Here is a 22,403-nt window from a genome sequence, read left to right on the forward strand (position 1 = left end):
ATATCTCCTCAGGAGGCGGTATGACCACCACCACGGATGCCGCGGACCTCCGCGGTTTCGGATATGAGCCGGAGCTGCGGCGCAGCATCGGCACCTACGCGTCGTTCGCTGCCGGGTTCTCCTTCGTCTCCATCCTCACCACGGTCTTCCAGCTCTTCGCCTTCGGATTCTCGTTCGGCGGCCCGGCCTTCTTCTGGACCTGGCCGCTGGTCTTCCTCGGCCAGTTCATGGTCGCGCTCAACTTCGCCGAACTCGCCGCCCGCTACCCGCTCTCCGGCTGCATCTACCAGTGGTCGCGGCGACTCTCCAACGCCACCGTCGGCTGGTTCGCCGGCTGGGTCATGATCATCGCCCAGATCGCCACCGTCGCCGCCGCCGCGATCGCCCTGCAAGTCGTCCTGCCGTCGATCTGGTCCGGTTTCCAGCTCGTCGGTGGCGACCCGTCACTGACCTCGCCGACCGGAGCCACCAACGCCGTCATCCTCGGTTCCGTCCTGATCGCCCTGACCACCGTCGTGAACGTCATCGGCGTCCGCCTGATGGCCATCGTCAACAGCACCGGCGTCACCCTGGAGATCATCGGTGTGGTCGCCGTGGTGATCCTGCTGCTGTTCAACATCGAACGCGGCCCCGGCGTCGTCTTCGACACCGGCGGAACCGGCAGCGGCCTCGGCTACGTCGGGCCGTTCCTGGTCTCCGCCCTGATGGCCGCCTATGTGGTGGTCGGCTTCGACAGCGCCGGCGAACTCTCCGAGGAGACCCGCGACCCCCGGCACACCGCACCCCGCACCATCCTGCGCGCCCTCGCCGCGGCCGGTATCGGTGGCGGACTGATGCTGCTCGCCGCCCTGATGGCCGCGCCCAGCCTCACCGACGGGCGGCTCGCCACCGAAGGACTGCCGTACGTGCTGACCAGCCGCCTCGGCGAGACCGGTGGCCGGATCCTGCTGATCGACGTCGCCATCGCCATCGCCGTCTGCACCCTGGCCATCCAGACCGCCGGCAGCCGGATGATCTTCTCGATGGCCCGCGACAACGTGCTGCCGTTCTCCGCCGCGCTCAGCAAGGTCAACCCGCGTACCGGCACTCCCGCGCTGCCCGCGATCGTCGTCGGGGTCGGCGCGGCCGGGCTGCTGCTGATCAACATCGGTCAGGCGGCGCTGTTCACCGCCATCACCAGCGTCTGCATCGTGATGCTCTACATCGCCTACGCACTGGTCACCATCCCGCTGCTGATCCGCCGGGTCAAAGGCTGGCCGCCCGCCGACGGACAGCTCACCGAACGCGGTGGCAAGCTCTTCGCCCTCGGGCGGTTCGGCATCGTCGTCAACGCCGTCGCCGTCGTCTACGGCCTCGGCATGATCCTCAACCTCGGGTGGCCCCGGCAGGAGGTCTACGACCCGGCCGGCACCCACTGGTACCTGCACTACTTCTCCCTGCTGTTCGTCGGCGGCGCACTGATCACCGGAGCCCTGGTCCACCAGCGCTACCTCCGCGCCGCCCAGCCCGCCACCGCTGTTCCGGCCGCCCTCTGACCGTCCTCGCCCTTTTCATCACCTCCGTTCCTGCAGTTGTTTCCGTCACCTGTCGTTGTTTCCGCCACCGAGGAGACCTTATGAGTACCGCTACCACCGCCGGGGCGCGTGATCACGCACGCGCCCAGGGCGGCACCGTCGTCGACTGCATGCCGATCGTCCCGGCCACCTCACTCGGCCCCGATCTGACCTGGGCGGAGACCGTTCCGGGCGGCGGGTACGCCAGCAGACGGCTGGCCCGCGGCACCACCCTGCGGCTCACCGACCTGGCTGGCGACGCTTGCGTGTCCATGTTGATCCTCAACGCTGACGAGCCGTGGGAACGGATCAACATCGCCGACACCGTCAAGGTGTTGTGGCAGGCCTACGTCGGTGAGGGCCACCTCCTGCTGTCCGATCAGGGCCGTGTCCTCGCCTCGGTCACCGCCGGATCGCGGGACCGCTCGGACACGTTCTGCGGCACGACAACCCTCACAGGCAACACTTCCCGGTACGGGGACGGCAGTCCGCACTCGGCCACTCCGGCCGGCCGGGAACTGTTCACCCTGGCCGCCGCCAAACACGGCCTGACCAGGCGTGACCTGCCACCGAGCATCTCGTTCTTCCAGGGCGTGCGCGTCGGCGACGACGGCACCTTCACGTGGCTCGGCTCGGCCGGGGCCGGGGCGACCGTCGAACTGCGCGCCGAGATGCCGGTGACGGTGCTGCTCGTCAACGTGCCGCACCCGCTCGACCCCCGCGAGGCGTACACCAGCACTCCCGTCGAGATCCGGGCCTGGACCGGGCAGCCGACCGCGCCCACCGACCCGATCTGGTCCCGCTCCCCGGAAGGCGAACGCGCCTTCCTGAACACCGCCGACTACCTCACCGCCCGGGGGATCCGATGACCGCGCCCTCCACCGGCCAAGCCTTCGCCGCCACGCCCGAGACCGACCACGCACTCGCCGCCGAGCCGGTGGGCGGTAAGTCCGAGACCAATCAGTCCGCTTCCGGGCGGGTCGTTCTGGACCAGACGGTTCCGGCTCGGGCTCCCTGGTCGGCGGTGGTGCGGCGGGGTGACGTGCTGACCATCGTCGACCTGCACGGCAACCAGGCCGTGGACTGCCTGCTCTACGACGCCGGCGACACCTCCGAGCGCTACTCGGCGCAGGACACCGTCGCCGCGCAGGGTGGCATCTTCCTCACCACCGGCAGCGTGCTGCGCTCGTCGGAGGGCAATCCGCTGATGACCGTGATCGCGGACGAGGTGGGGCGGCACGACACCGTCGGTGGGGCGTGCAGCCGGGAGTCCAACACGCTGCGCTACGGCCACCACACCAAACACCAGCACGCCTGCGTGGAGAACTTCCTCATCGAGGGTTCGAAGTGGGGACTCGGCAAACGCGACCTGGTCAGCAACATCAACTGGTACATGAACGTCCCGGTCGACCCGGACGGCAGCCTCGGCATCGTCGACGGCATCTCCGCCCCCGGCCTGTCACTGTCCCTGCGGGCCGAGACCGACGTCCTCGTGCTCGTCTCCAACTGCCCCCAGATCAACAACCCGTGCAACGGCTTCGACCCGACCCCGATACGAATGATCGTCACCTCATCGGGGGAGGCGGCCGGTGTTTGACACTCTGCTCGTCGCCAACCGGGGTGAGATCGCCTGCCGGATCATCCGTACCGCCGCTCGTCTCGGGTTGAAGACCGTCGCGGTCTTCTCCGACCCGGACCGGGGCGCGCCGCACGTCCGGATGGCGGACACGGCGGTCCGCCTGGGACCGGCCCCGGCCAGGGAGAGTTACCTGCTCACCGACCGGGTCATCGAGGCGGCGCTCGCCAACGGTGCCGGTGCCGTCCATCCGGGATACGGATTCCTGTCCGAGGACGCCGCGTTCGCCACCGCCGTGGAGGCCGCCGGGCTCGTGTTCGTGGGCCCGACCCCGGCACAGCTCACCGCCTTCGGGGCCAAGCACACCGCCCGTGACCTGGCCCAGGCCGCCGGAGTACCGATGATCCAGGGCACCGGGCTGCTCTCCGGGCTCGACGAGGCGCTGGCCGCCGCGTCCACGATCGGCTACCCGGTGATGCTCAAGGCGACCGGGGGCGGCGGTGGCATCGGCATGCAGGCCTGCCACGACACCGCCGAACTGACCGAGGCCTACGGCCGGGTCGAACGGCTCGCTGTCGCGAGTTTCGGCAGCGGCGGGGTCTTTCTGGAACGGTTCGTGCAGCGGGCCCGGCACGTCGAGGTCCAGGTCTTCGGTGATGGGTACGGCCGGGTCGTCGCCCTGGGAGACCGGGACTGCTCCCTGCAACGACGTAACCAGAAGGTGATCGAGGAGGCGCCCGCACCCGGCCTGCCCGACGCGGTCCGCGCCCGCCTGCACGAGTCGGCGGCCGCCCTGTGCGCGTCGGTCGGCTACCGGTCGGCGGGAACCGTCGAGTTCGTCTACGACGCCGCCCGCGAAGAAGCGTCGTTCCTCGAGGTCAACGCCCGTCTCCAGGTGGAACACCCGGTCACCGAGGAGGTGCTCGGGATCGACCTGGTCGAGTGGATGCTGCGGCTCGCCCAGGGCGACACCGGCGTGCTCGACACACCCCGGAAAGCCGCCGGGGCCGCGGTCGAGGCCCGGGTCTACGCCGAGGACCCGACCCTGGGGCACCGGCCCAGTGCCGGGCTGGTCACCCGGGTCTCCTTCCCGGCCGGAGTGCGGGTCGACGGCTGGGTGGAGAACGGCACTGAGGTCTCCACCTCCTACGACCCGATGCTCGCCAAGATCATCGTCACCGGTGCCGACCGGGCCGAGGCGTATGCCCGGCTCGGTGCGGCTCTGGCGGAGACCCGGGTAGACGGGATCGAGACCAACCTCGGACTGCTGCGCGCGGCAGTTCTCGAACCATCCGTGCTCAATGTCGAACACTCGACGGCAACGTTGATCAACGTGTACGACAACGAGCCCAGAATCATTGTCGAGCGTGCCGGAACGTTGACGGCCGTTCAGGACTGGCCCGGCCGGGTCGGCCTCTGGGAGGTCGGGGTTCCGCCGTCCGGCCCGATGGACGACAAGTCGTTCCGGCTGGGGAACACCGCGCTCGGCAACCCCGAGGGCGCCCCGGGCCTGGAGTGCACGGTGGACGGGCCGGCTCTGCGGTTCAGCGCGGCGACCACGGTCTGCGTGACCGGCGCGGACGTGACGGTCACCGTGAACGGTGTCCCGGTGCCGTGCTGGGAGCCGGTACTCGTCCCGGCCGGCGGGCTCCTGGACGTAGGAAAGGCCACCTCAGGCCTGCGCCCCTACATCCTGTTCGCGGGCGGCCTGGACATCCCCCTGTACCTGGGCAGCGCCGCGACCTTCACCCTCGGCCAGTTCGGCGGGCACGGCGGCCGGGCCCTGCGCCTGGGCGACGTCCTGCGCGTGGTCACCCCGAAAGACCAGCCGGCGGCCGAGCCGGTGCCGGTGGGGGAGCGGCCGGTCATCGGGCGGGAGTGGCGGATCGCCGTCACGGAAGGGCCGCACGCGGCGCCGGAGTTCTTCACGCGGGAGGACATCGACGAGTTCTACGCCGCCTCCTGGGAGGTGCACTTCAACTCGGCGCGGACCGGGGTTCGCCTGGTCGGGCCGAAACCCCGGTGGGCGCGCACCGACGGCGGGGAAGCGGGGCTGCACCCGTCGAACATTCATGACACCGCCTACTCGGTGGGGGCGATCGACTTCACCGGTGACGTGCCGATCCTGCTCGGACCGGACGGTCCCAGTCTCGGCGGGTTCGTCTGCCCGGCCACGGTCGTCACCGCTGAGCGGTGGAAACTCGGACAGCTCACGCCCGGCGACCGGGTCACGTTCGTACCGGTCAATGATATTGATTTCACGCCGTTGATTGTCAATGTGGACGACGGTGTCCTGGCACGCGGCGAAGGCGTCACCTATCGGCGGTCCGGGGACGACAACCTGCTGATCGAGTACGGGCCGATGACTCTCGACCTCGGGCTGCGGATGCGGGCCCACGCGCTGATGGACCGCCTGCGCGCGGAGAACCTCGCCGGAGTCGTCGACCTGACCCCGGGCATCCGGTCCTTGCAGGTGCACGTCGATCCGGCTCGGTTACCCGTACGCAAATTGCTCGGTCTGGTTCGGGAACTCGAGAACGAACTGCCGGCCACCCGGGAACTGGAGGTGCCGAGCCGGGTCGTGCACCTGCCACTGTCCTGGGACGATCCGTCCACCCGGGAGGCGATCGCCCGCTACATGGCCGGGGTGCGCGACGACGCGCCGTGGTGCCCGTGGAACATCGAGTTCATCCGCCGGGTCAACGGCCTGGACAGCGTCGACGACGTCTACGCGACCGTCTTCGACGCCAGCTATCTGGTGCTCGGGCTCGGCGACGTCTACCTCGGCGCGCCGGTCGCCACCCCGCTGGACCCCCGGCACCGGCTCGTCACCACCAAGTACAACCCGGCGCGCACGTGGACGCCGGAGAACGCGGTCGGCATCGGCGGCGCGTACCTGTGCATTTACGGCATGGAAGGCCCCGGCGGTTATCAGTTCGTCGGCAGGACCGTGCAGGTCTGGTCCCGCTGGAAGCAGAAACCGTGGCTGCTGCGGCACTTCGACCGCATCCAGTGGTACCCGGTCGGCGCGGAGGAACTGCTCGACCTGCGGGCCGACATGGCCGCCGGCCGGCACCGGCTGCGGATCGAGGACGGCACCTTCCGGCTCGCCGATCACGAGAACTTCCTGGCCGAGAACGCCACGTCGATCGAGGCGTTCCGGGAGAAGCAGGCCGCCGCGTTCGGCGCCGAACGCCAGGCCTGGGCGGCGGCCGGCGAATTCGATCCGCGCCCGGAACCGCCCACCCCACCGGCCGCCGGTCAGGTGACCGTCCCGGACGGCGGCGCCCTGGTCGAAGCCCCGTTCGTCGCCAGCGTGTGGCGGCTCGACGTGCGGCCCGGCGACCGGGTGGTGGCCGGACAGCCGCTGCTCGCGCTGGAGGCGATGAAGATGGAGACCGTCGTCGTCGCACCCCAGGACGGCGAGGTCACCGACATCCTGGTCAACCCCGGCAGCCAGGTCGCGCCGGGAAGCCCGCTGCTCGTACTCTCCGGAAGGACCGCCGCATGACCCCCCAGGACCGTGTCCGAGCCGCCTACGCCCGGATCGCCCTCGGTGAACGCCCCGAAGCCTGGATCACCCTGCGTGACGAAGCGGCGGTGCTGGCCGACGCGGTGGCGGTAGAGGCTCGCCTCGCGGCCGGGGAGGACCTGCCGCTCGCCGGGTCGCTGCTGGCGGTCAAGGACAACATCGACGTGGCCGGGCTGCCGACCACCGCCGGCTGCCCGGGGTTCGCCTACCAGCCGGACGTCAGCGCCCCGGCGGTGCAACGCCTCGTCGACGCCGGAGCGCTCGTTCTCGGCAAGACCAATCTCGACCAGTTCGCCACCGGGCTGGTCGGCACCCGCAGCCCCTATGGTGCCGTCCGGGACGTCCGTGACCCGTCGCTGGTCTCCGGCGGATCCAGCTCCGGATCGGCCGTGGCGGTGGCCCTCGGCATCGCTGACCTGGCCCTCGGCACCGACACCGCCGGATCGGGCCGGGTGCCCGCCGCCTTCCAGGGCATCGTCGGGATCAAACCGACCCGTGGCGTGGTGCCCAACGACGGGGTGGTGCCGGCCTGCCGGAGCTTCGACTGCGTGACGGTGTTCGCCCGTACCCTCGGTGACGCCCAGCGGGCCGCCAACCTGATGGCGTCACCGGTGTGGCCGGCTTCCGCGCCGCTGGCCGCACCGCCCCGGCCGGTGGTGGCCGTGCCGTCGCGCGACGAACTGGCCGGGATGTCACCGGAGTGGCTGGACGCCTTCGAACAGGTCGCCAAAGACCTGGAGACCGCGGGCGCCGTGCTGCGGCCCCTGCGGCTCGCACCGTTCCTGGCGGCGGCGAAGCTGCTGTACGACGGCGGTTTCGTGGCCGAACGGTACGAGGCCGTCGGCGCGTTCGTCACCGAACACCTCGCCGACGTGGACCCGACCGTCGGCCGGATCATCGCGTCGGCCCGTGACATCCCGGCCCACGTGCTGGTCGCCGACACGGCCCGGCTCGCCCGGCTGCGCGACGAGGCGATGGCCGAATGGGGTGACGCGGACGCGCTGCTGCTGCCGACCGCGCCGCTGCACCCGTCGATCGCCGACGTGCTGGCCGACCCGGTCGGGGTCAACTCGCGAGTCGGGACGTACACCAACTTCTGCAACCTGTTCGACCTGGCCGCCGTCGCCGTACCCGCCCCCGGCCTGGGTGTTCAGGTGATCACCCGGGCGCACGCGGACGCGGTCGCCGCCGGGATCGCCGCCCTGATCGTCGGTGAACCGGCCCCACCGTCCGCCGCCACCGGGCTGCCGCTGATGGTCGTCGGCGCCCACCTCAGTGGTCAGCCGCTCAACGAGCAGCTGACCGCAGCCGGAGCGCGGTTCACCGCAACGGTCACGACGGCGCCGTCGTACCGGCTGCACGCGCTGCCCACCACCCCACCGAAACCCGGCCTGACCAGGGTGGACAGCGGCGGGGCCTCGATCGAGGGCGAGATCTGGGAGATGCCGCCCGCCGCTCTCGGACCGTTCCTGGCCGCCCTCGGTGAACCGATGACCCTCGGTAAGGTCCGGCTCGCCGACGGCACCAGCGTCACCGGCTTCCTCAGTGAGGCCGCCGCCCTGGCCGGTGCCCCGGACATCACCCACCACGGCGGGTGGCGTGCCTACCTCGCGGAGAACTCGTGAACAACCTGACACTTCATGCGCCCCGGTACGTCCTCGGGGACCTGATTCTGACCCGGCTCAGCCCGTACACCCGCAGTGTCCTGCTCGTTCTCGGCGGAGCCGTCCTGATCGGGGTGTCCGCGCAGATCGCGGTGCCGGTCCCCGGAAGCCCGGTCCCGGTCACCGGGCAGACCCTGGCGGTCCTGCTCACCGCGGCAGTCCTCGGGCCCTGGCGCGGCCCGGCCGCGTGTCTCACCTATGTGCTGGCCGGCCTGGCCGGCGTCTCCTGGTTCGCCGCCCCGAAAGCGGTCACGTTCGGTTACCTGCTGGGGATGCTGCTGGCGTCCGTCGTGGTCGGTGAGCTGGCCCGGCGCGGCGCCACCCGCACCCCGTGGCGGGTCGCCCCGACGATGATCCTCGGCAGCCTGCTCGTCTACGCCGTCGGCGCGCCGTGGATGGCGCTCTCCCTTGGCCTGGACGCGGCGACCGCCGTCCACACCGGCGTCCTGCCGTTCCTGGTCGGCGACGCCCTGAAGGTGCTGATCGCGACGGCTGTCCTCGCGCTGCTGCCGCGTCCCGCACGGTGATCCCGCCGCTGCTCGGGGAGGCGGCAACACCATCTCCCCGAGCAGCGGGAATCATCCGACGGTCTGCTTGAGTCTGGTCACGCCGGCGGTGACGGCGCTGGTCAGGGCCGCGCTGTCGGCGGCGTCGGCGGTGAAGGTGGCCAGGACGTCGCCGTGCGACACCACCACCGTGATCACCTTCTCGGTGGGTTCCTCGGGCTGCTCGATCGTCACCAGGAAACCGACGGTGGGGACACCGACCTGAGGGGCCTGCCAGCGGGAGTACGTGACACCCTTCGTCACCGTGGGGCAGCTGTCCAGCACGGCCTGGTGGCGTTTGAGCTGGTCGGCGGCGAGTTTCGCACCGATCGCGTTGATCGCCTCGGTGATGACCGTGCCGTCCCGGCCGCCCTTCTGGAACGAGACGGTGACGGATCCGCCCAGGCTGTCCACGAACTTCGGCGCGGCTGTCGTCTTGCAGGGTTCGGGGACGGTCTCCGGGACGACCGACGAGGCCATCACCATCCGGCTGTGGAACACGAAACCCGATGGTGCCTGTGCGGGGGCGAGCAGCGCCTGTTCCAGTTTCTCGACCGGCGGCACGGCCGCGGACGCGGGTGCTGCGGTGAAGGCGATGGTCGGCATGGTCAACGCGATCGACAGAACAGCGGCGATTCGGTTACTCATGGCGCCACCCTATGACGCTTAAAGTCCTGTCTGTCCGATAAAACGCCGAAAGACCGGCTCCGGCCACCTGCGGGTGATGACCGGAGCCGGAAGTGGGTCTCAGGGCTTGCGCCGCCAGGTGCCGGCGATGATCGCGACGCCCACCGCGGCCAGGCCGATCTGCAGCGCGATCTCGATCCAGTCGATGCCGGGGGTGTCGTCGACGCCGAGCAGTGCGGCGACGAAGGTGCCGATGACGGCGGCGACCACACCGATCAGCAGCGTCACCCACAGCGGGATGCTCTGCCTGCCGGGGATGACGAGCCTGCCGAGCGCGCCGATTACCAGGCCGAACAGGATGGCGGTGAAGAATCCGGTGACTTCCACGTTCTGCTCCTCGAGGGGTTGTACCTGAGGAGCGGGTTCCCGGCGCGGGGCACCGGGCAAACGCGGCGGCGGAGCATGTCACGCGACTGTCATGGCGGGACCGTCATGACAGGACTTTCATGACAGGACCGTCACGGCAGGCCGGCGAGGCTGTCCTTCTGCAGGAAACCGGCCAGGTAGTTGACGACGCCGAGCACCAGCGCGCCGATCCCGGCATAGAGCCCGAGCGTGAGCAGCGGCGTCCCCATTGGTGCGTCCGGGAAGTACAGGACCCGCCGGAGCAGAGTGGCGCCGGCGCCGGGTGGCAGGGCCTGGCCGAAGTCGTGCCAGAACACCGGCATGAGTGGCCCGGCGGTGGCGGCGCCGCTGATCGGTGCGCCGATCAGGAAGTAGAGCAGCCCGCCGACGGCCGCACCGGCCGACCCGACCAGGGACACCAGCGCGCTGGTGGACGCGGTCGCGGCCAGGTTGATCAGGGCCAGGCTGAGGGTCAGGTGTAGGAAGTCGACGTGGTCGCCGACCCCGAATCCCCTGGCCAGGCCGGAGATTCCAGCGCCCACGCACAGCGCGTACAGGACGAGGAACAGCAGCGGGAGTTCGCCGCGCGCCCACTTCGCGCGATACCGCGGGACGAGCCGGCCCAGCCCGATCGACCCGATGGTGCCGCCGAGAATCACCACCTGCAGCATCACGCCGAGGCCGCCGCCCGCCGAGTCGCCGGCCGGTAGGGGGGTGGCCTCGGTGACCGTCGGCGTGGCGGTGCCGGCGAACGCCTTGGTGACCAGGGCGGTCAGGGAGGCCGCCACCTGCGGGGACGCGGCGGTGGACTTGAGGAGTTCTACGCCGGTGTCGGTGACGATCAGCGCGCCGTAGACGTCGAGGCGGGCGATTCCGGTGAGGGCGGCGTCCCGGCTCTCGTAGTCGGTGATCTCCAGGGCGCTGCCTGCCTGCGTGCTGAGGGCCTGGCGGGTGGTCTCGGCGCCGACGTAACCGACCGGGATGTGATGCGGTGCCGGGGCGTGCGAGATGCTCAGCAGGGTCGCCCCGAGCAGGGCCACCACGGAGACCCCGAGAATCGCGAGCGCGATGGCCCGTACCCAGAAATGGTGTTCGCGTTTCCGCTCCTCGGCGGCCGGCAGTTCCGCCTCGGTCTCCATGGGACCGATTTTTCCAGACAAAACGAGAACTTTTCGGCGATACGAGAAACCCCCGGCCGGAACGGCCGGGGGTCACGGACGTGTTCAGGACTTGAAGACGTCCTTGATCTTCTCGCCGGCCTGCTTGAGGTTCGAGGCGCGCTGGTCGGCCTTGCCTTCGGCTTCCAGACTCTCGTCGTCGGTCGCCTTGCCGAGGCCTTCCTTCGCCTTGCCGCCGATCTCTTCGGCCTTGTTGTCGACCTTGTCGTCAAAAGCCATCAGACACCTCCACGTCGAATTCTGTACGTGTCAGTACCCGTCGCCCGCCGTCCCAACCGGACTGACCGTGTCAGTCCCGGGTGATCTCCAGGGAACCCAGTCCGGCCTCGGCGTCGATGTCCAGTCCGGGCCGCTCGGCGAGGTCACCGACCTGGACCGTCAGGCCCTCACCGACGCCGCCCTTCGGTCGCCCGTAGACCTTGACGTCACCGGCCCCGCTGGTGAACGCGATCTCCACCGGCACCTCGTCGGAGGTAATGATCCGCCACTTCTCCACCCCACCGGCCATCAGGATCGGCAGGATGCCGTCGAGGTTGCCGAGTTCGATGTCGATGGTCTGCGCGCCACCGATCAGGTCGATGTCGCTGACCGTGCCGCCGCCCATGTCCAGCGACGCCCGCCGCACTCCGGCGGTCATCCGCAGCCGCCACACGATGTCTTTGCTGAGCAGCACGTCGACCCGGCCGGAGCCCTTCACCGTGCCGTCCGGTTCGGCGCTGACCTTCAAGGTCTCGCCGGTGAACGCCGCGGTGACGTCCAGCCCGGAGTTCTTCGGCGTGGTGACCCGGAAGTTCTCCCCGTCCAGGTCGGCGGTCTTCACGTTCAGTTCGGTGACCCCGGTGACCAGGTCGAACCGGGCGGTGGTGATCGCGGCGGCCGGTGGCGTGGATTCCACCGGCGCGGCCGAGGCGGAGGCGGGCGCCGCAGCGGACGCGGAGACGGGCGCGGACGCCGAGACGGAAGGTGCGAGTGCGGAGACGGACGGCGCGGGTGCCGCGGGTGCGGCCGTGTTCTGCGGCTCCCGGTCGCCGGTGGGACGCATCAGCAGCAGGGTGCCGACGGCGATCGCGCCGACCAGCAGCCCGCCCACGACGGCGGTCCGCCCGCGCCGGGAGCGTTCCGGTGGCGGCTCCCCGAAGTCCGCGAAGTCGGGCGGTGTGCCACCGTTCCGTGGCCGGTTCGCGGTGTCCGGCCAGTAGTCGGCGATGTTGGGCAGGTTGACCTGCTGCGACCGGTCGCCGGGCTCGTATTCCGAGCCGGCCACGGGTTCCGCGTGCCCCGGCACGTACCCGCCGATCCGTAGTCCTGGGCGCTCGCGGTCGGCGCCGTTACTCTCCATCACACCCGTCTCCTGCCGGCCCCTCGATGTGATTCCCCGTGCAACATACGGACACGTAGCGTGGAGAGTTCAACCGGCGGTGAATCTCCTCGGACGGTGAGCAACTTACACGTTTCGTACAGCGGCGAGTTGTACGTCACACGCCGTCACGTTCATCCGATTTGTCGTACCGGAACCGGATAAGGTCTTGTCCTCGTGCCCCTCTCCCGCTCCCGCTTGACCCTGGTGTTCGGCGCCGTCGTCGTGATCCTGATCGCGGTCAATGTCGCCAACAAGTTCGGCCCGCACGGCACCGGCCTGGTCGCCGGCCCGCTGGTCGCGTTGCTCCTCGTCCTGCTCGGGCGGCGCGCCGGTCTCACCTGGCACGATCTCGGCCTGTCCCGCCGCACCCTGCTGCCCGGCCTGAAGTACGCGGTCGGGGCGATCACCGTGGTGGCCGTGGTCTACGCGGCCGGGGCGGCACTGCCGTTCACCCGGCCCGCCTTCCAGGACGTCCGTTACCACCTGCACTTGAGCGCGGCTCTGTTGACCGCGTTCGTGGTGGTCCCGCTCGGCACCGTCCTGCTGGAGGAGGTGGCGTTCCGGGGCGTGCTGATGGGCCTGGTCAACCGGCACCGTGGCGCGGTCTGGGCCAGCATCACGTCCTCGGTGCTGTTCGGCCTCTGGCACATCCTGCCGTCCCTGCGCCTCAACGAGGCCAACGGTGCGGTCGGTTCCACCGTCGGCACCGGTTCGACCGGGCAGGTCCTGGCGGTGGTGGCCGCGGTGGCGTTCACTGCCCTGGCCGGGCTGCTGCTGTGTGAACTGCGCCGCCGCAGCGGCAGCCTGCTCGCGGCCGTCGGCCTGCACTGGGCCACCAACGGCCTGGGCCTGCTGATCACCGCGGGCTTGGCCGCGGCCCAGCTCACGTAAGGCGCCGCAGCTCACCTGGAGCGACTGAAGCGCCTAGGGCGCCGGGGCCAGCACCCAGACGACCTCGCACGTGCCGTTCTCGTCGGCGTTGGACCAGGTGTGCGGCTCGCGGCCGGGGAAGGTGAAGGCGTCGCCGACGGCCAGCAGTACGGTCTCGGTGGCCAGGCGCAGTTCGAGGCGCCCGCGGATCACGTAGACGAACTCGACCTCGCAGTCCAGCGTGTACAGCTCCTCGCCACCGCTGCCGCCGGGTTCCACCGTCGAGTGGATGACCTGCAGGTGGCTCTGGGTGCCGGGGGTGAGCAGCAGTTCGCCGACCTTGCTGCCGCCGAAGTTGATCGGACGGCCCTCGCCGGCCCGGACCAGGGACGTGGCGGGCGGTTCGAACAGCTCGCCGACCCGGATGCCGATCACCTCGCAGATCGACACCAGCGACGCGACCGAGGGGGACACCTCGTCGCGTTCGAGCCGGCTGATGAAGCCCTTGTTGAGGCTTGTCGCGTCGGCGACCTGCTGCAACGTCAGCCCGCGGGCCTGCCGGGCGGCCCGCAGGCGGCCTCCGATCGCGGCACCGGCGGCCGGCGGCTGGGCCACCCGGCGTACCTGCCCTGCCATTACTCCTCCAGCCGGGTCGTCCTTCATCGAACATTCTCCAGGGTTGTCCGCCCGCCCTGAGCGCCGGGGTGTTAATTCCAAGCAACAAAGGTTGCGTGACAGGAAACTCGGCCCTAGTGTCGCCGCATCAGGTCTCACCTAAGGAAGCCCCATGACCGATAACCCGGCCGTCATCGCGCGGCCCAAGGTCACCGAGGTCGAGCAGCACGGCATCGACACCATCCCGGCGTCGCACCGGCACTCCCGGCCCATCGACCTGTTCCGCATCCAGTTCGGCGGCGCCAACACCTTCGCCACCGTCATCCTCGGCACCTTCCCGATCCTGCTCGGCCTGTCGCTCTGGCAGGCCGTCGCGGCCACCGTCACCGGTCTGCTCGTCGGCACGCTCTTCCTCGCCCCGATGGGCCTGTTCGGGCCGCTGACCGGCACCAACAACGCGGTCGCCTCGGGCGCGCACTTCGGGGTCCGCGGCCGGATCGTCGGATCGTTCCTGTCCCTGCTGACCGCGATCGCCTTCTACTCGATCTCGGTCTGGGTCAGCGGCGACGCGGTGGTCGGCGCCCTGGTCCGGCTGGCCGGGGTACCGGACTCCGACCTGCTGCGCGCGGTGGTCTACGCGGTGCTCGGCGCGATCGTGATCGTCGTGGTGATCTACGGTTACGCGTTCATGCTGCTGGTCAACAAGATCGTGGTGTTCGGCAACACCGCGCTCATGCTGCTCGGCATCCTGGCCTTCAGCGGCAGCCTCGACCTCGGTTACGACCCCGGCCCCGGCGCGTACGCCCTCGGCTCGTTCTGGCCCACCTTCGTGCTCTCCGCACTGATCGTGATGGGCAACCCGATCTCCTTCGGCGCCTTCCTCGGTGACTGGTCGCGGTACATCCCGGCGGGCGCCAAGCCGTCGCGGGTCCTCGGGGCCACCTTTGCCGCCCAGCTCGCCAGCCTCGTGCCGTTCATGTTCGGTGTCTTCACCGCGACCCTGGTCGCCGATCAGGCCGACTACGTCATCGCCCTGATCAACACCGCACCGGCCTGGTACGCGGTGCTGCTGATCGTGGTCGCGTTCCTCGGCGGCCTCTCCACCGGCATCACCGCCCTCTACGGCACCGGCCTGGACTTCTCCTCGGTCTTTCCGCGCCTGAACCGGGTGAAGGCGTCGTTGTTCATCGGCACGCTCGCGTTCGTCTTCATCCTCGTCGGCCGGCTCGCCTTCGACATGCTCGCGAGTGTGAACGCGTTCGTCGGCGCGATCGTCATCTGCACCACCCCGTGGATGGTGATCATGACGATCGGATGGTTCGTCCGCCGTGGCCACTACCGGGAGGCCGACCTCCAGGTCTTCAACCAGGGCCGGGAAGGTGGCGCCTACTGGTTCGACAAGGGTGTCAACTGGCGCGGCATGGCGGCCTGGATCCCGGCCGCGATCGCCGGTCTGCTGTTCGCCAACTACCCGCCGCTGATCGAAGGCCCGTTCCGCAACGCCGCCGGGGGAGTGGACATCAGCCTGCCCGTCTCGATCGGCCTGGCCGCGGTCCTCTACCTGGGGATGCTGTTCCTGTTCCCGGAGCCCCGCTACGTGTTCGGCCCGGACGGCCCGCGTCTGGTCCCGGCGCGAGACGCGGAGATGCCCGCCGTGGTCGACGATCACACCGCCTCCGAGCACCGCGTCAAAACCCGTACCAGCTAAGGAAAGATCTTGTCCGTTCCCCGTATCGTCCAGGACGGTCGTGTCGGCCAGGTCGACGCGACCGTGGTCCCCCGGTTCGCCGGGCCGGCCACCTTCGCCCGGCTGCCCCGCATCGACGAGGTCTCCGACGTCGACGTGGCAGTGCTCGGTGTGCCGTTCGACGCCGGAGTCTCCTACCGTCCGGGAGCCCGGTTCGGCCCCGCCCACGTCCGCGAGTCGTCGCGCCTGCTGCGGCCCTACAACCCGGCCGCCGACGTGTCCCCGTTCGCCAGCCAGCAGGTCGTCGACGCCGGTGACCTGGCGGTCAACCCGTTCTCCCTGGACGAGGCGATCGCTGCGATCGAGGCCGGCGCCCGGGACCTGCTGGAACGGGCCGGGCGCCTGGTCGGCATCGGCGGCGACCACACCATCGCGCTGCCGCTGCTGCGGGCCGTCGCCGCGAAACACGGGCCGGTCGCCGTCGTGCACTTCGACGCCCACCTGGACACCTGGGACACCTACTTCGGGGCCGCGCACACCCACGGCACCCCGTTCCGGCGCGCCTCCGAAGAGGGCCTGATCGACACGTCCGGCTGCCTGCACGTCGGCACCCGCGGCCCGCTCTACTCCAGCAGCGACCTGGCCGAGGACAAGGAACTGGGCTTCCACGTGGTACCCAGCGTGGAGATCGACGACCTGGGCGCCCGCGGTATCGCCGAGCGCATCCGCGACCGGGTCCAGGACCGCCCGGTCTACCTGTCGATCGACATCGACGTGCTCGACCCGGCGTTCGCACCCGGCACCGGCACCCCTGAGGCCGGTGGCATGACCAGCCGGGAACTGCTCGCCGTGCTGCGCAGCTTCGGCACGCTCAACCTGGTCGGCGCGGACGTCGTCGAGGTCGCACCGGCCTACGACCACGCCGAGATCACCGGCATCGCCGCGGCTCACACGGTTTACGAGATCCTGTCCGCCCTCGCACCCAGGAGTGCCCGGTGACCCCACAGCAAGCCGCCGACCGGCTCCTCGCCGCGTTCGCCGCCCACGACACCGCCGGCTATTTCGCCTGCTTCGCCGGGGACGCGACGTTCCTGTTCCACACGACGCCGGGGCTGTTGCGGTCGCGGTCCGATTACGAGCAGTTGTGGTACGGGTGGGAGAGTGACGGATTCCGGGTCCTGTCGTGCACGTCCTCGGACCAGGACATGCGTGTCTACGGCGATACCGCGATCTTCACCCATAGCGTACGAACGATCGTGTTCTCCGACGGTGCGGAGCAGACCCTCACCGAACGCGAGACGATCGTCTTCCGGCACGACGGCGACCAGTGGCTCGCCGTCCACGAACACCTGAGTGGAGATCCGTCGTGAGCAGCTACGAAGTCGTCGACCCGGCGACCGGGGAACTAGTCGCGTCGTTCCCGACCGCCTCGGACGCCGAGGTCACCGCGGCCGTCGGGCACGCCCATGACGCGTTCGTGACGTGGGCCCGGACCGTGCCCGTCGCCACCCGGGCCGCACTGATCGGCCGGGTCGCCGCCCTGCACACCGAACGGCGCCAGGAACTGGCCGAGGCGATCCGGCGGGAGATGGGCAAACCGCTCGACGACGCCCTCGGTGAGGTCGACTTCTCCGCGTCGATCTACCAGTACTACGCCGACAACGCCGCGTCGTTCCTCGCCGACGAGCAGATCGAACTGCTCGAGGGTGCGGGTTCGGCGGTCGTCCAGCGGCGCCCGCTCGGCGTACTCCTCGGGATCATGCCGTGGAACTACCCCGCCTACCAGGTCGCCAGGTTCGCCGGACCGAACCTGGCGGCCGGCAACACCATCGTGCTCAAACACGCCCCGCAATGCCCCGCCTCGGCGACCCTGCTCGCCGACATCTTCCGGGACGCCGGTTTCCCGGACGGCGCCTACGTCAACGTGTTCGCCACCAACGAGCAGATCGAGCAGGTCATCGCCGACCCCCGCGTGCAGGGTGTCTCGCTGACCGGTTCGGAACGGGCCGGGGCGGCGGTCGCCGAGATCGCCGGCCGGCACCTGAAGAAGGTCGTCCTGGAACTCGGCGGCTCCGACCCGTTCATCGTGCTGAGCAGCGACGACCTCGACGCCACCGTGGCGGCGGCGGTGGCCGCCCGGCTCGACAACACCGGGCAGGCCTGCAACGCCGGCAAGCGGTTCATCGTGCACCGGGACCTGTACGACGAGTTCCTGCCCCGGTTCACCGCGGCCGTGCTGGCCACCCCGCCCGCGCCGCTGTCCTCGGCGGCCGCCGCGTCCCGGCTGGAGTCGCAGGTCGCCACCGCGGTGTCCGGCGGGGCCACGCTGGAGACCGCCGGCTCCCGGGACGGCGCCTGGTACCCGCCGGGTGTCCTGACCGGTGTCACCGACTTCCCGGAGGAACTGTTCGGGCCGGTCGCGATCGTCTACCGGGCCGCCGACGAGGCGCAGGCCGTGGAGATCGCCAACGACACCCCGTACGGCCTCGGGTCCTATGTCTTCACCACCGACCCGGCGCAGGCCCTGCGGGTCGCCGACCACCTCGACACCGGCATGGTCTTCATCAACGGTGTCGGAGCCGAAGGCGCCGAACTGCCCTTCGGCGGTGTGAAGCGCTCCGGTTTCGGCCGCGAACTGGGCCGCTTCGGCATCGAGGAGTTCGTCAACCGCAAACTGATCCGCACCGTCGGCTAGAGCCGGTCCGGGTCACCGCACCGAAGACCATGCGGTGAGGGTGGGGACGCAGCGGTCGGCGAAGGCCTCGGCGTTCGGCTCCCATCGTGACCGCCCCGTATCCGTGGTCGGTCACCAGGATCTCCCCGCCCGGCGGAAGGTCGACGCTGCCCAGGACGGCGCTCGCACCGGCGCTGGCGTTCGGCACCAGGGCCAGCCGGTGGTGCGGGACGCCCATCGGGGAGTTGAAGCACAGTGAAATGTTACAGACGGGCTTCCTGTGCGGGAAGAAACCCAGGTGGCAACTGCGAACGGGGGTGAATGGGCGCTATCCATTCCCTGTAGCGAAGGCATGTGACATAGTACAGCGGTGTCCACTGCTCCTCAGGTTCTCGTCGTCGGGGCCGGCATCGTCGGTGCTGCGATCGCCCGGGTGCTGGCCCGCGCCGGTTGCGGCGTCGTCGTGGTCGATCGCGGCGCGACGGCGGGCGGCACCTCGGCGAGCGGGGAGGGCAACATCCTCGTCTCCGACAAGGGTCCCGGCGCCGAGTTGCGGCTCACCCAGCGGTCGCTGACCGCGTGGGACCGGGTGCGCGAAGAGCTGCGTGACGAGCTGCCGGCCGGGTTCCCTGATCTGGAGCTGGACCACAAGGGCGGCCTGGTCGTGGCCACCACCGGCACCGGCGCGACGGCGCTGCTGGAGTTCGCCGGGACCCAGCGTGGTGCCGGGGTGACCGCCGAGGTCGTCGACGACGTCCGGGCGCACGACCTCGAACCCGATTTGACCCGTGACCTCACCGCGGCGGTCTTCTACCCGCAGGACGCCCAGATCCAGCCGGTGATCGCCACCGAGGCCCTGCTCGCCGCGGCCCGCCGGCATGGCGCCGAGGTCCGCCAGCAGGTCGAGGTCACCGGCGGCATCGTGACCGGCGGTCGGCTGACCGGCGTGCGGACCACCGGCGGACCACTGCACGCCGACCTGGTGATCGTGGCGGCCGGTCCCTGGTCGGGCGCGGTCGCCGACCGGATCGGGGTGACGCTGCCGGTCCGCCCGCGCCGGGGCACCGTGCTGGTCACCGCACGGATGCCGCACCGGATCCACCGCAAGGTGTACGACGCCGACTATGTGGGCGCGGTCGGCTCGGGATCGGCCGACCTGCAGGTCTCCAGCGTGGTCGAGTCCACCGCGGCCGGCACCGTCTTGATCGGCTCGTCGCGCGAGCGCCGCGGGTTCGACGACCGGATCGAGGCGCGGGTGCTGTCCGTCCTGGCCGCCAAGGCCCTGCTGCTCTTCCCGTTCCTGGCCGACGCCCAGGTGATGCGGGCCTACGGCGGGTTCCGCCCGTTCGTGCCGGATCACCTGCCGATCATCGGGCCGGACCCGCGGCTGCCCGGACTGTGGCACGCCACCGGTCACGAGGGCGCCGGCATCGGCTTGAGCCTGGCCACCGCCGACCTGATGGCGGACCTGATCTTCGAGAGAGTCACCGAGAACGAGTTCCGGCTCGACCGGCCCGCTCTGGAGGGAGAGCTGTGAACATCCGAGTTCAGGTGGCCGGCGAGCAGGTCGAGGCCGAACAGGGCCAGACCGTCGCCGGAGTGCTGATGTCCGGCGGCCGGATCGCCTGGCGCACCAGCCGCAGCGGGAAGCCGCGCGGGGTGTTCTGTGGCATCGGCGTCTGCTTCGACTGCCTGGTGGTGGTCAACGACCTGCGGGACGTTCGCGCCTGCCAGCGCCGGGTGGCCGACGGCGACCGCATCGAGTTCCAGGAGGACGACCATGCCTGAGACGGTCGTCGTGATCGGTGGTGGCCCGGCCGGGATGGCCGCGACGCTCGCCGCGCGCCGCCGGGGCGCCCGGGTCGTCCTGATCGAGGCGGGCGACGACGTCGGCGGACAGTACTGGCGGCACCTGCCGGACTCCCGGGCCACCGCCGACGAGCACACGCTGCACCACGGCTGGGAGAAGTTCCGGACCATGCGGTCGGCAGTGCGCGACGATCCCGGCGTGGAGCTGATCCTGAACGGTCACGTCTGGTCGGTGGACCGGCGGGACGGACAGCCGCCGCTGGTGCACGTGATGATCGGTGCGGCCGACGGGCAGCGCCGGGTGGCAAGAACGTTCGTTCCGTCAGCTCTGGTCATCGCCACGGGGGCGCATGAACGGACGCTGCCGTTTCCGGGCTGGGACCTGCCCGGTGTCTTCACCGCGGGCGCGGCCCAGGCCCTGGCCAAGGGCGAGCGGGTCACGGTCGGCAAGAACGTGCTGGTGGCGGGCGCGGGCCCGTTCCTGCTACCGGTCGTCTCCAGCCTGGTCCGGGTCGGCGCGCGGGTCGCCGGGGTGGTCGAGGCGGCCGGATGGGCGCAGATCAGCCAGGGTTGGGGCACCCGTGGGTGGCGACTGGCGCAAGCGAACGCCAAAGCGGCCGAGCTGGTCGGATATGTCGCCGACCTGGCCAAGCATCGGATTCCTTACCGGGTGGCGAGTGCCGTGATCGCCGCGCACGGCACCGACCGCGTCGAGGAAGTCACCGTGGCCAGGCTGAACCCGGACTGGTCCCCGATCCCCGGCACCGAGACGAGGATCGTCACCGACGCGCTCTGCGTCAGTCACGGCTTCGTCCCCCGCACCGAACTGGCGATCTCCGCTGGCTGCGCGCTCGCGGGCGACATGGTCGAGACTGATCGGAATCAACAGACCAGCGTCCCCGGTGTGTTCAGCGCGGGTGAACTCACCGGCATCGGCGGCGTCGACCTGGCCCTGGCCGAAGGGGAGATCGCCGGGGCCGCGGCCGCCGGGAGACAGCCCCCACCGGCGGCGGTCCGGAGACGAGCCGTCTTCCGGGAGTTCGCCGGGCGGCTGGAGGCCGCCCATGGCATCCGTCCCGGCTGGCAGGCCTGGGTGGACGACACCACAGTGGTCTGCCGTTGCGAGGACGTCACCGCCGGAGAGCTCCGCGACACCGCCCGGATGACCGGGTCCCGCGGACTGCGCTCCCTCAAACTCACCACCCGCGCGGGCCTGGGCATCTGCCAGGGCCGCACCTGTGGACGGTCCGCCGAGGAGATTCTCGAGCAGGCCGTCCCGGGACCGGACGGCCTGCTCGACGCCGGCCGGACCGCTAACCGCCCCCTCGCGGTTCCCCTCAGACTGGGGGAACTCGCCATCACCGGAGAGGACGCCGGATGAGCCCCGAGCCCACCGATCTTCGCGGAGTCATCGTCGCCACCGCGCTGCCCTACAAGGAGAACCCGTCCGCGCCGGCCGGTCTCGAGGTCGACTACGACAAGTTCGCCGAGCACTGCGACTGGCTGATCAGCAACGGCTGCCGCGGTGTCGGCCCGAACGGCTCGCTGGGCGAGTACTCGTCGCTGACCGACGCGGAGCGCCGCAAGGTCATCCAGGTGGCCGTGGAGACGGTCGGTGATCGCGGTGTCGTGGTCGCCGGTGTGCACGGTCCGGGCTGGCACCAGGCCAAGCACTGGGCCGAGCTGGCCGCCGAGGACGGCGCGCACGGTCTGCTGTCGCTGCCGCCGACCATGTACCGGGCCAACGACTCGCAGGTCATCGAGCACTACGCCAAGCTCAGCGAGGTCGGCCTGCCGATCATGATCTACAACAACCCGATCGACACCAAGGTCGACCTGCGTCCCGACCTGGTCGCCGAGATCGCCAAGCTGCCGAACATCTCCGCGATCAAGGAGTTCAGCGGCGACGTCCGCCGGCTCTTCGAGATCAAGGAACTCTGCGACATCGACGTGGTCGCGGGCGCCGACGACGTGCTGTTCGAGCTGATGGCCGACGGTGCGGTCGGCTGGTTCGCCGGCTTCCCGAACGTCTTCCCGGCTGAGTCGGTGGAGATCTACGAGCACATGCTGGCCGGCCGGTTCCTGGAGGCCCGCGAGCTGTACAAGCACCTCGTAGCGGTGTTCCGCTGGGACTCCCGGGTCGAGTTCGTACAGGCCATCAAGCTCAGCATGGACCTCGTCGGCCGGTACGGCGGCCCGTGCCGCCCGCCGCGCGGCCCGCTGATCGCCGACCACCACGCCCAGGTCACCGCGGACACCGAACGGGCGGTCGCGGCACTGGAGAAGTACCGAGCGGTGGCGGCCTGAC

At 70.4% G+C, this 22,403-nt stretch carries 21 protein-coding genes; 15 read left to right on the top strand and 6 right to left on the bottom strand.

What is annotated here, in order from left to right:
* Window positions 1-20 precede the first annotated feature (20 nt).
* The 6 genes from BLU81_RS09360 (at window position 21) to BLU81_RS09385 (ending at window position 8,852) form a co-directional block, all read left to right on the top strand.
* Window positions 21-1,535 (top strand): amino acid permease, encoded by a 1,515-nt coding sequence (locus BLU81_RS09360; protein ID WP_092543466.1) that lies wholly within the window; start codon window positions 21-23, stop codon window positions 1,533-1,535.
* An 80-nt stretch (window positions 1,536-1,615) separates the two neighbouring features.
* Window positions 1,616-2,422, top strand: coding sequence for an urea amidolyase associated protein UAAP1 (locus BLU81_RS09365; RefSeq protein WP_092543468.1), 807 nt, complete (start codon window positions 1,616-1,618; stop codon window positions 2,420-2,422).
* Entirely contained in the window at window positions 2,419-3,150 is a 732-nt protein-coding gene (locus BLU81_RS09370) for an urea amidolyase associated protein UAAP2 (RefSeq protein WP_092543470.1), read from the top strand. Before BLU81_RS09365 ends, BLU81_RS09370 begins: the two co-directional genes overlap by 4 nt.
* Window positions 3,143-6,640: a 5-oxoprolinase/urea amidolyase family protein gene (locus BLU81_RS09375; protein ID WP_092543472.1), complete on the top strand. Its 3,498-nt coding sequence runs from the start codon at window positions 3,143-3,145 to the stop codon at window positions 6,638-6,640. The genes BLU81_RS09370 and BLU81_RS09375 overlap by 8 nt, the downstream gene beginning before the upstream one ends.
* Entirely contained in the window at window positions 6,637-8,286 is a 1,650-nt protein-coding gene (atzF, locus tag BLU81_RS09380; protein WP_092543474.1) for an allophanate hydrolase, read from the top strand. The genes BLU81_RS09375 and atzF overlap by 4 nt, the downstream gene beginning before the upstream one ends.
* The gene (locus BLU81_RS09385) at window positions 8,283-8,852 is read left to right on the top strand and encodes a biotin transporter BioY (protein WP_231954334.1); all 570 of its coding nucleotides are present in this window, start codon (window positions 8,283-8,285) and stop codon (window positions 8,850-8,852) included. Before atzF ends, BLU81_RS09385 begins: the two co-directional genes overlap by 4 nt.
* 51 nt (window positions 8,853-8,903) lie before the next feature.
* On the opposite strand, the gene BLU81_RS09390 is transcribed toward BLU81_RS09385, so the two are convergent.
* From BLU81_RS09390 to BLU81_RS09410, 5 genes are all read right to left on the bottom strand, one after another.
* The gene (locus tag BLU81_RS09390; RefSeq protein ID WP_092543476.1) at window positions 8,904-9,518 is read right to left on the bottom strand and encodes a hypothetical protein; all 615 of its coding nucleotides are present in this window, start codon (window positions 9,516-9,518) and stop codon (window positions 8,904-8,906) included.
* A gap of 99 nt (window positions 9,519-9,617) precedes the next feature.
* Complete coding sequence (locus BLU81_RS09395) at window positions 9,618-9,884, bottom strand: GlsB/YeaQ/YmgE family stress response membrane protein (RefSeq protein WP_092543478.1); 267 nt, start codon at window positions 9,882-9,884, stop codon at window positions 9,618-9,620.
* A gap of 131 nt (window positions 9,885-10,015) precedes the next feature.
* Window positions 10,016-11,041 carry a hypothetical protein gene (locus BLU81_RS09400; protein ID WP_092543480.1) on the bottom strand — a complete coding sequence of 342 codons (1,026 nt, stop codon included), beginning with the start codon at window positions 11,039-11,041 and terminating at the stop codon, window positions 10,016-10,018.
* Window positions 11,042-11,125: 84 nt separating this feature from the next.
* Window positions 11,126-11,299, bottom strand: a complete 174-nt coding sequence (locus BLU81_RS09405) for a CsbD family protein (RefSeq protein WP_092543482.1) — start codon at window positions 11,297-11,299, stop codon at window positions 11,126-11,128.
* 70 nt (window positions 11,300-11,369) lie between these two features.
* Entirely contained in the window at window positions 11,370-12,422 is a 1,053-nt protein-coding gene (locus BLU81_RS09410; RefSeq protein WP_157751432.1) for a hypothetical protein, read from the bottom strand.
* 192 nt (window positions 12,423-12,614) lie between these two features.
* Between BLU81_RS09410 and BLU81_RS09415 the strand changes: the two genes are divergently transcribed.
* A complete protein-coding gene (locus BLU81_RS09415; protein ID WP_092543486.1) occupies window positions 12,615-13,331 on the top strand; it encodes a CPBP family intramembrane glutamic endopeptidase in 717 nt (238 codons plus the stop codon).
* A gap of 33 nt (window positions 13,332-13,364) precedes the next feature.
* Here BLU81_RS09415 and BLU81_RS09420 read toward each other — a convergent pair whose 3' ends face one another.
* Window positions 13,365-13,946, bottom strand: a complete 582-nt coding sequence (locus BLU81_RS09420; RefSeq protein ID WP_092543488.1) for a helix-turn-helix domain-containing protein — start codon at window positions 13,944-13,946, stop codon at window positions 13,365-13,367.
* 151 nt (window positions 13,947-14,097) lie between these two features.
* On the opposite strand from BLU81_RS09420, the gene BLU81_RS09425 reads away from it, so the two are divergent.
* The 8 genes from BLU81_RS09425 (at window position 14,098) to BLU81_RS09465 (ending at window position 22,402) form a co-directional block, all read left to right on the top strand.
* Window positions 14,098-15,633, top strand: coding sequence for a purine-cytosine permease family protein (locus tag BLU81_RS09425; protein WP_092543490.1), 1,536 nt, complete (start codon window positions 14,098-14,100; stop codon window positions 15,631-15,633).
* 9 nt (window positions 15,634-15,642) lie between these two features.
* Window positions 15,643-16,611, top strand: coding sequence for an agmatinase (speB, locus tag BLU81_RS09430; RefSeq protein ID WP_231954335.1), 969 nt, complete (start codon window positions 15,643-15,645; stop codon window positions 16,609-16,611).
* On the top strand, window positions 16,608-16,982 hold the full coding sequence (locus tag BLU81_RS09435) for a YybH family protein (RefSeq protein WP_092543492.1): 375 nt from the start codon (window positions 16,608-16,610) through the stop codon (window positions 16,980-16,982). Before speB ends, BLU81_RS09435 begins: the two co-directional genes overlap by 4 nt.
* A complete protein-coding gene (locus BLU81_RS09440; protein WP_092543494.1) occupies window positions 16,979-18,307 on the top strand; it encodes an NAD-dependent succinate-semialdehyde dehydrogenase in 1,329 nt (442 codons plus the stop codon). The genes BLU81_RS09435 and BLU81_RS09440 overlap by 4 nt, the downstream gene beginning before the upstream one ends.
* A gap of 349 nt (window positions 18,308-18,656) precedes the next feature.
* A complete protein-coding gene (locus tag BLU81_RS09450) occupies window positions 18,657-19,823 on the top strand; it encodes an NAD(P)/FAD-dependent oxidoreductase (protein WP_092543498.1) in 1,167 nt (388 codons plus the stop codon).
* A complete protein-coding gene (locus BLU81_RS09455; protein ID WP_092543500.1) occupies window positions 19,820-20,074 on the top strand; it encodes a (2Fe-2S)-binding protein in 255 nt (84 codons plus the stop codon). The genes BLU81_RS09450 and BLU81_RS09455 overlap by 4 nt, the downstream gene beginning before the upstream one ends.
* Window positions 20,067-21,476 (top strand): FAD-dependent oxidoreductase, encoded by a 1,410-nt coding sequence (locus BLU81_RS09460; RefSeq protein ID WP_092543502.1) that lies wholly within the window; start codon window positions 20,067-20,069, stop codon window positions 21,474-21,476. The genes BLU81_RS09455 and BLU81_RS09460 overlap by 8 nt, the downstream gene beginning before the upstream one ends.
* Window positions 21,473-22,402, top strand: a complete 930-nt coding sequence (locus BLU81_RS09465; RefSeq protein ID WP_092543504.1) for a dihydrodipicolinate synthase family protein — start codon at window positions 21,473-21,475, stop codon at window positions 22,400-22,402. Before BLU81_RS09460 ends, BLU81_RS09465 begins: the two co-directional genes overlap by 4 nt.
* The last annotated feature ends 1 nt before the right edge of the window (window position 22,403 follow it).

It is taken from the genome of Actinoplanes derwentensis, from assembly GCF_900104725.1.
Lineage (GTDB): Bacteria > Actinomycetota > Actinomycetes > Mycobacteriales > Micromonosporaceae > Actinoplanes > Actinoplanes derwentensis.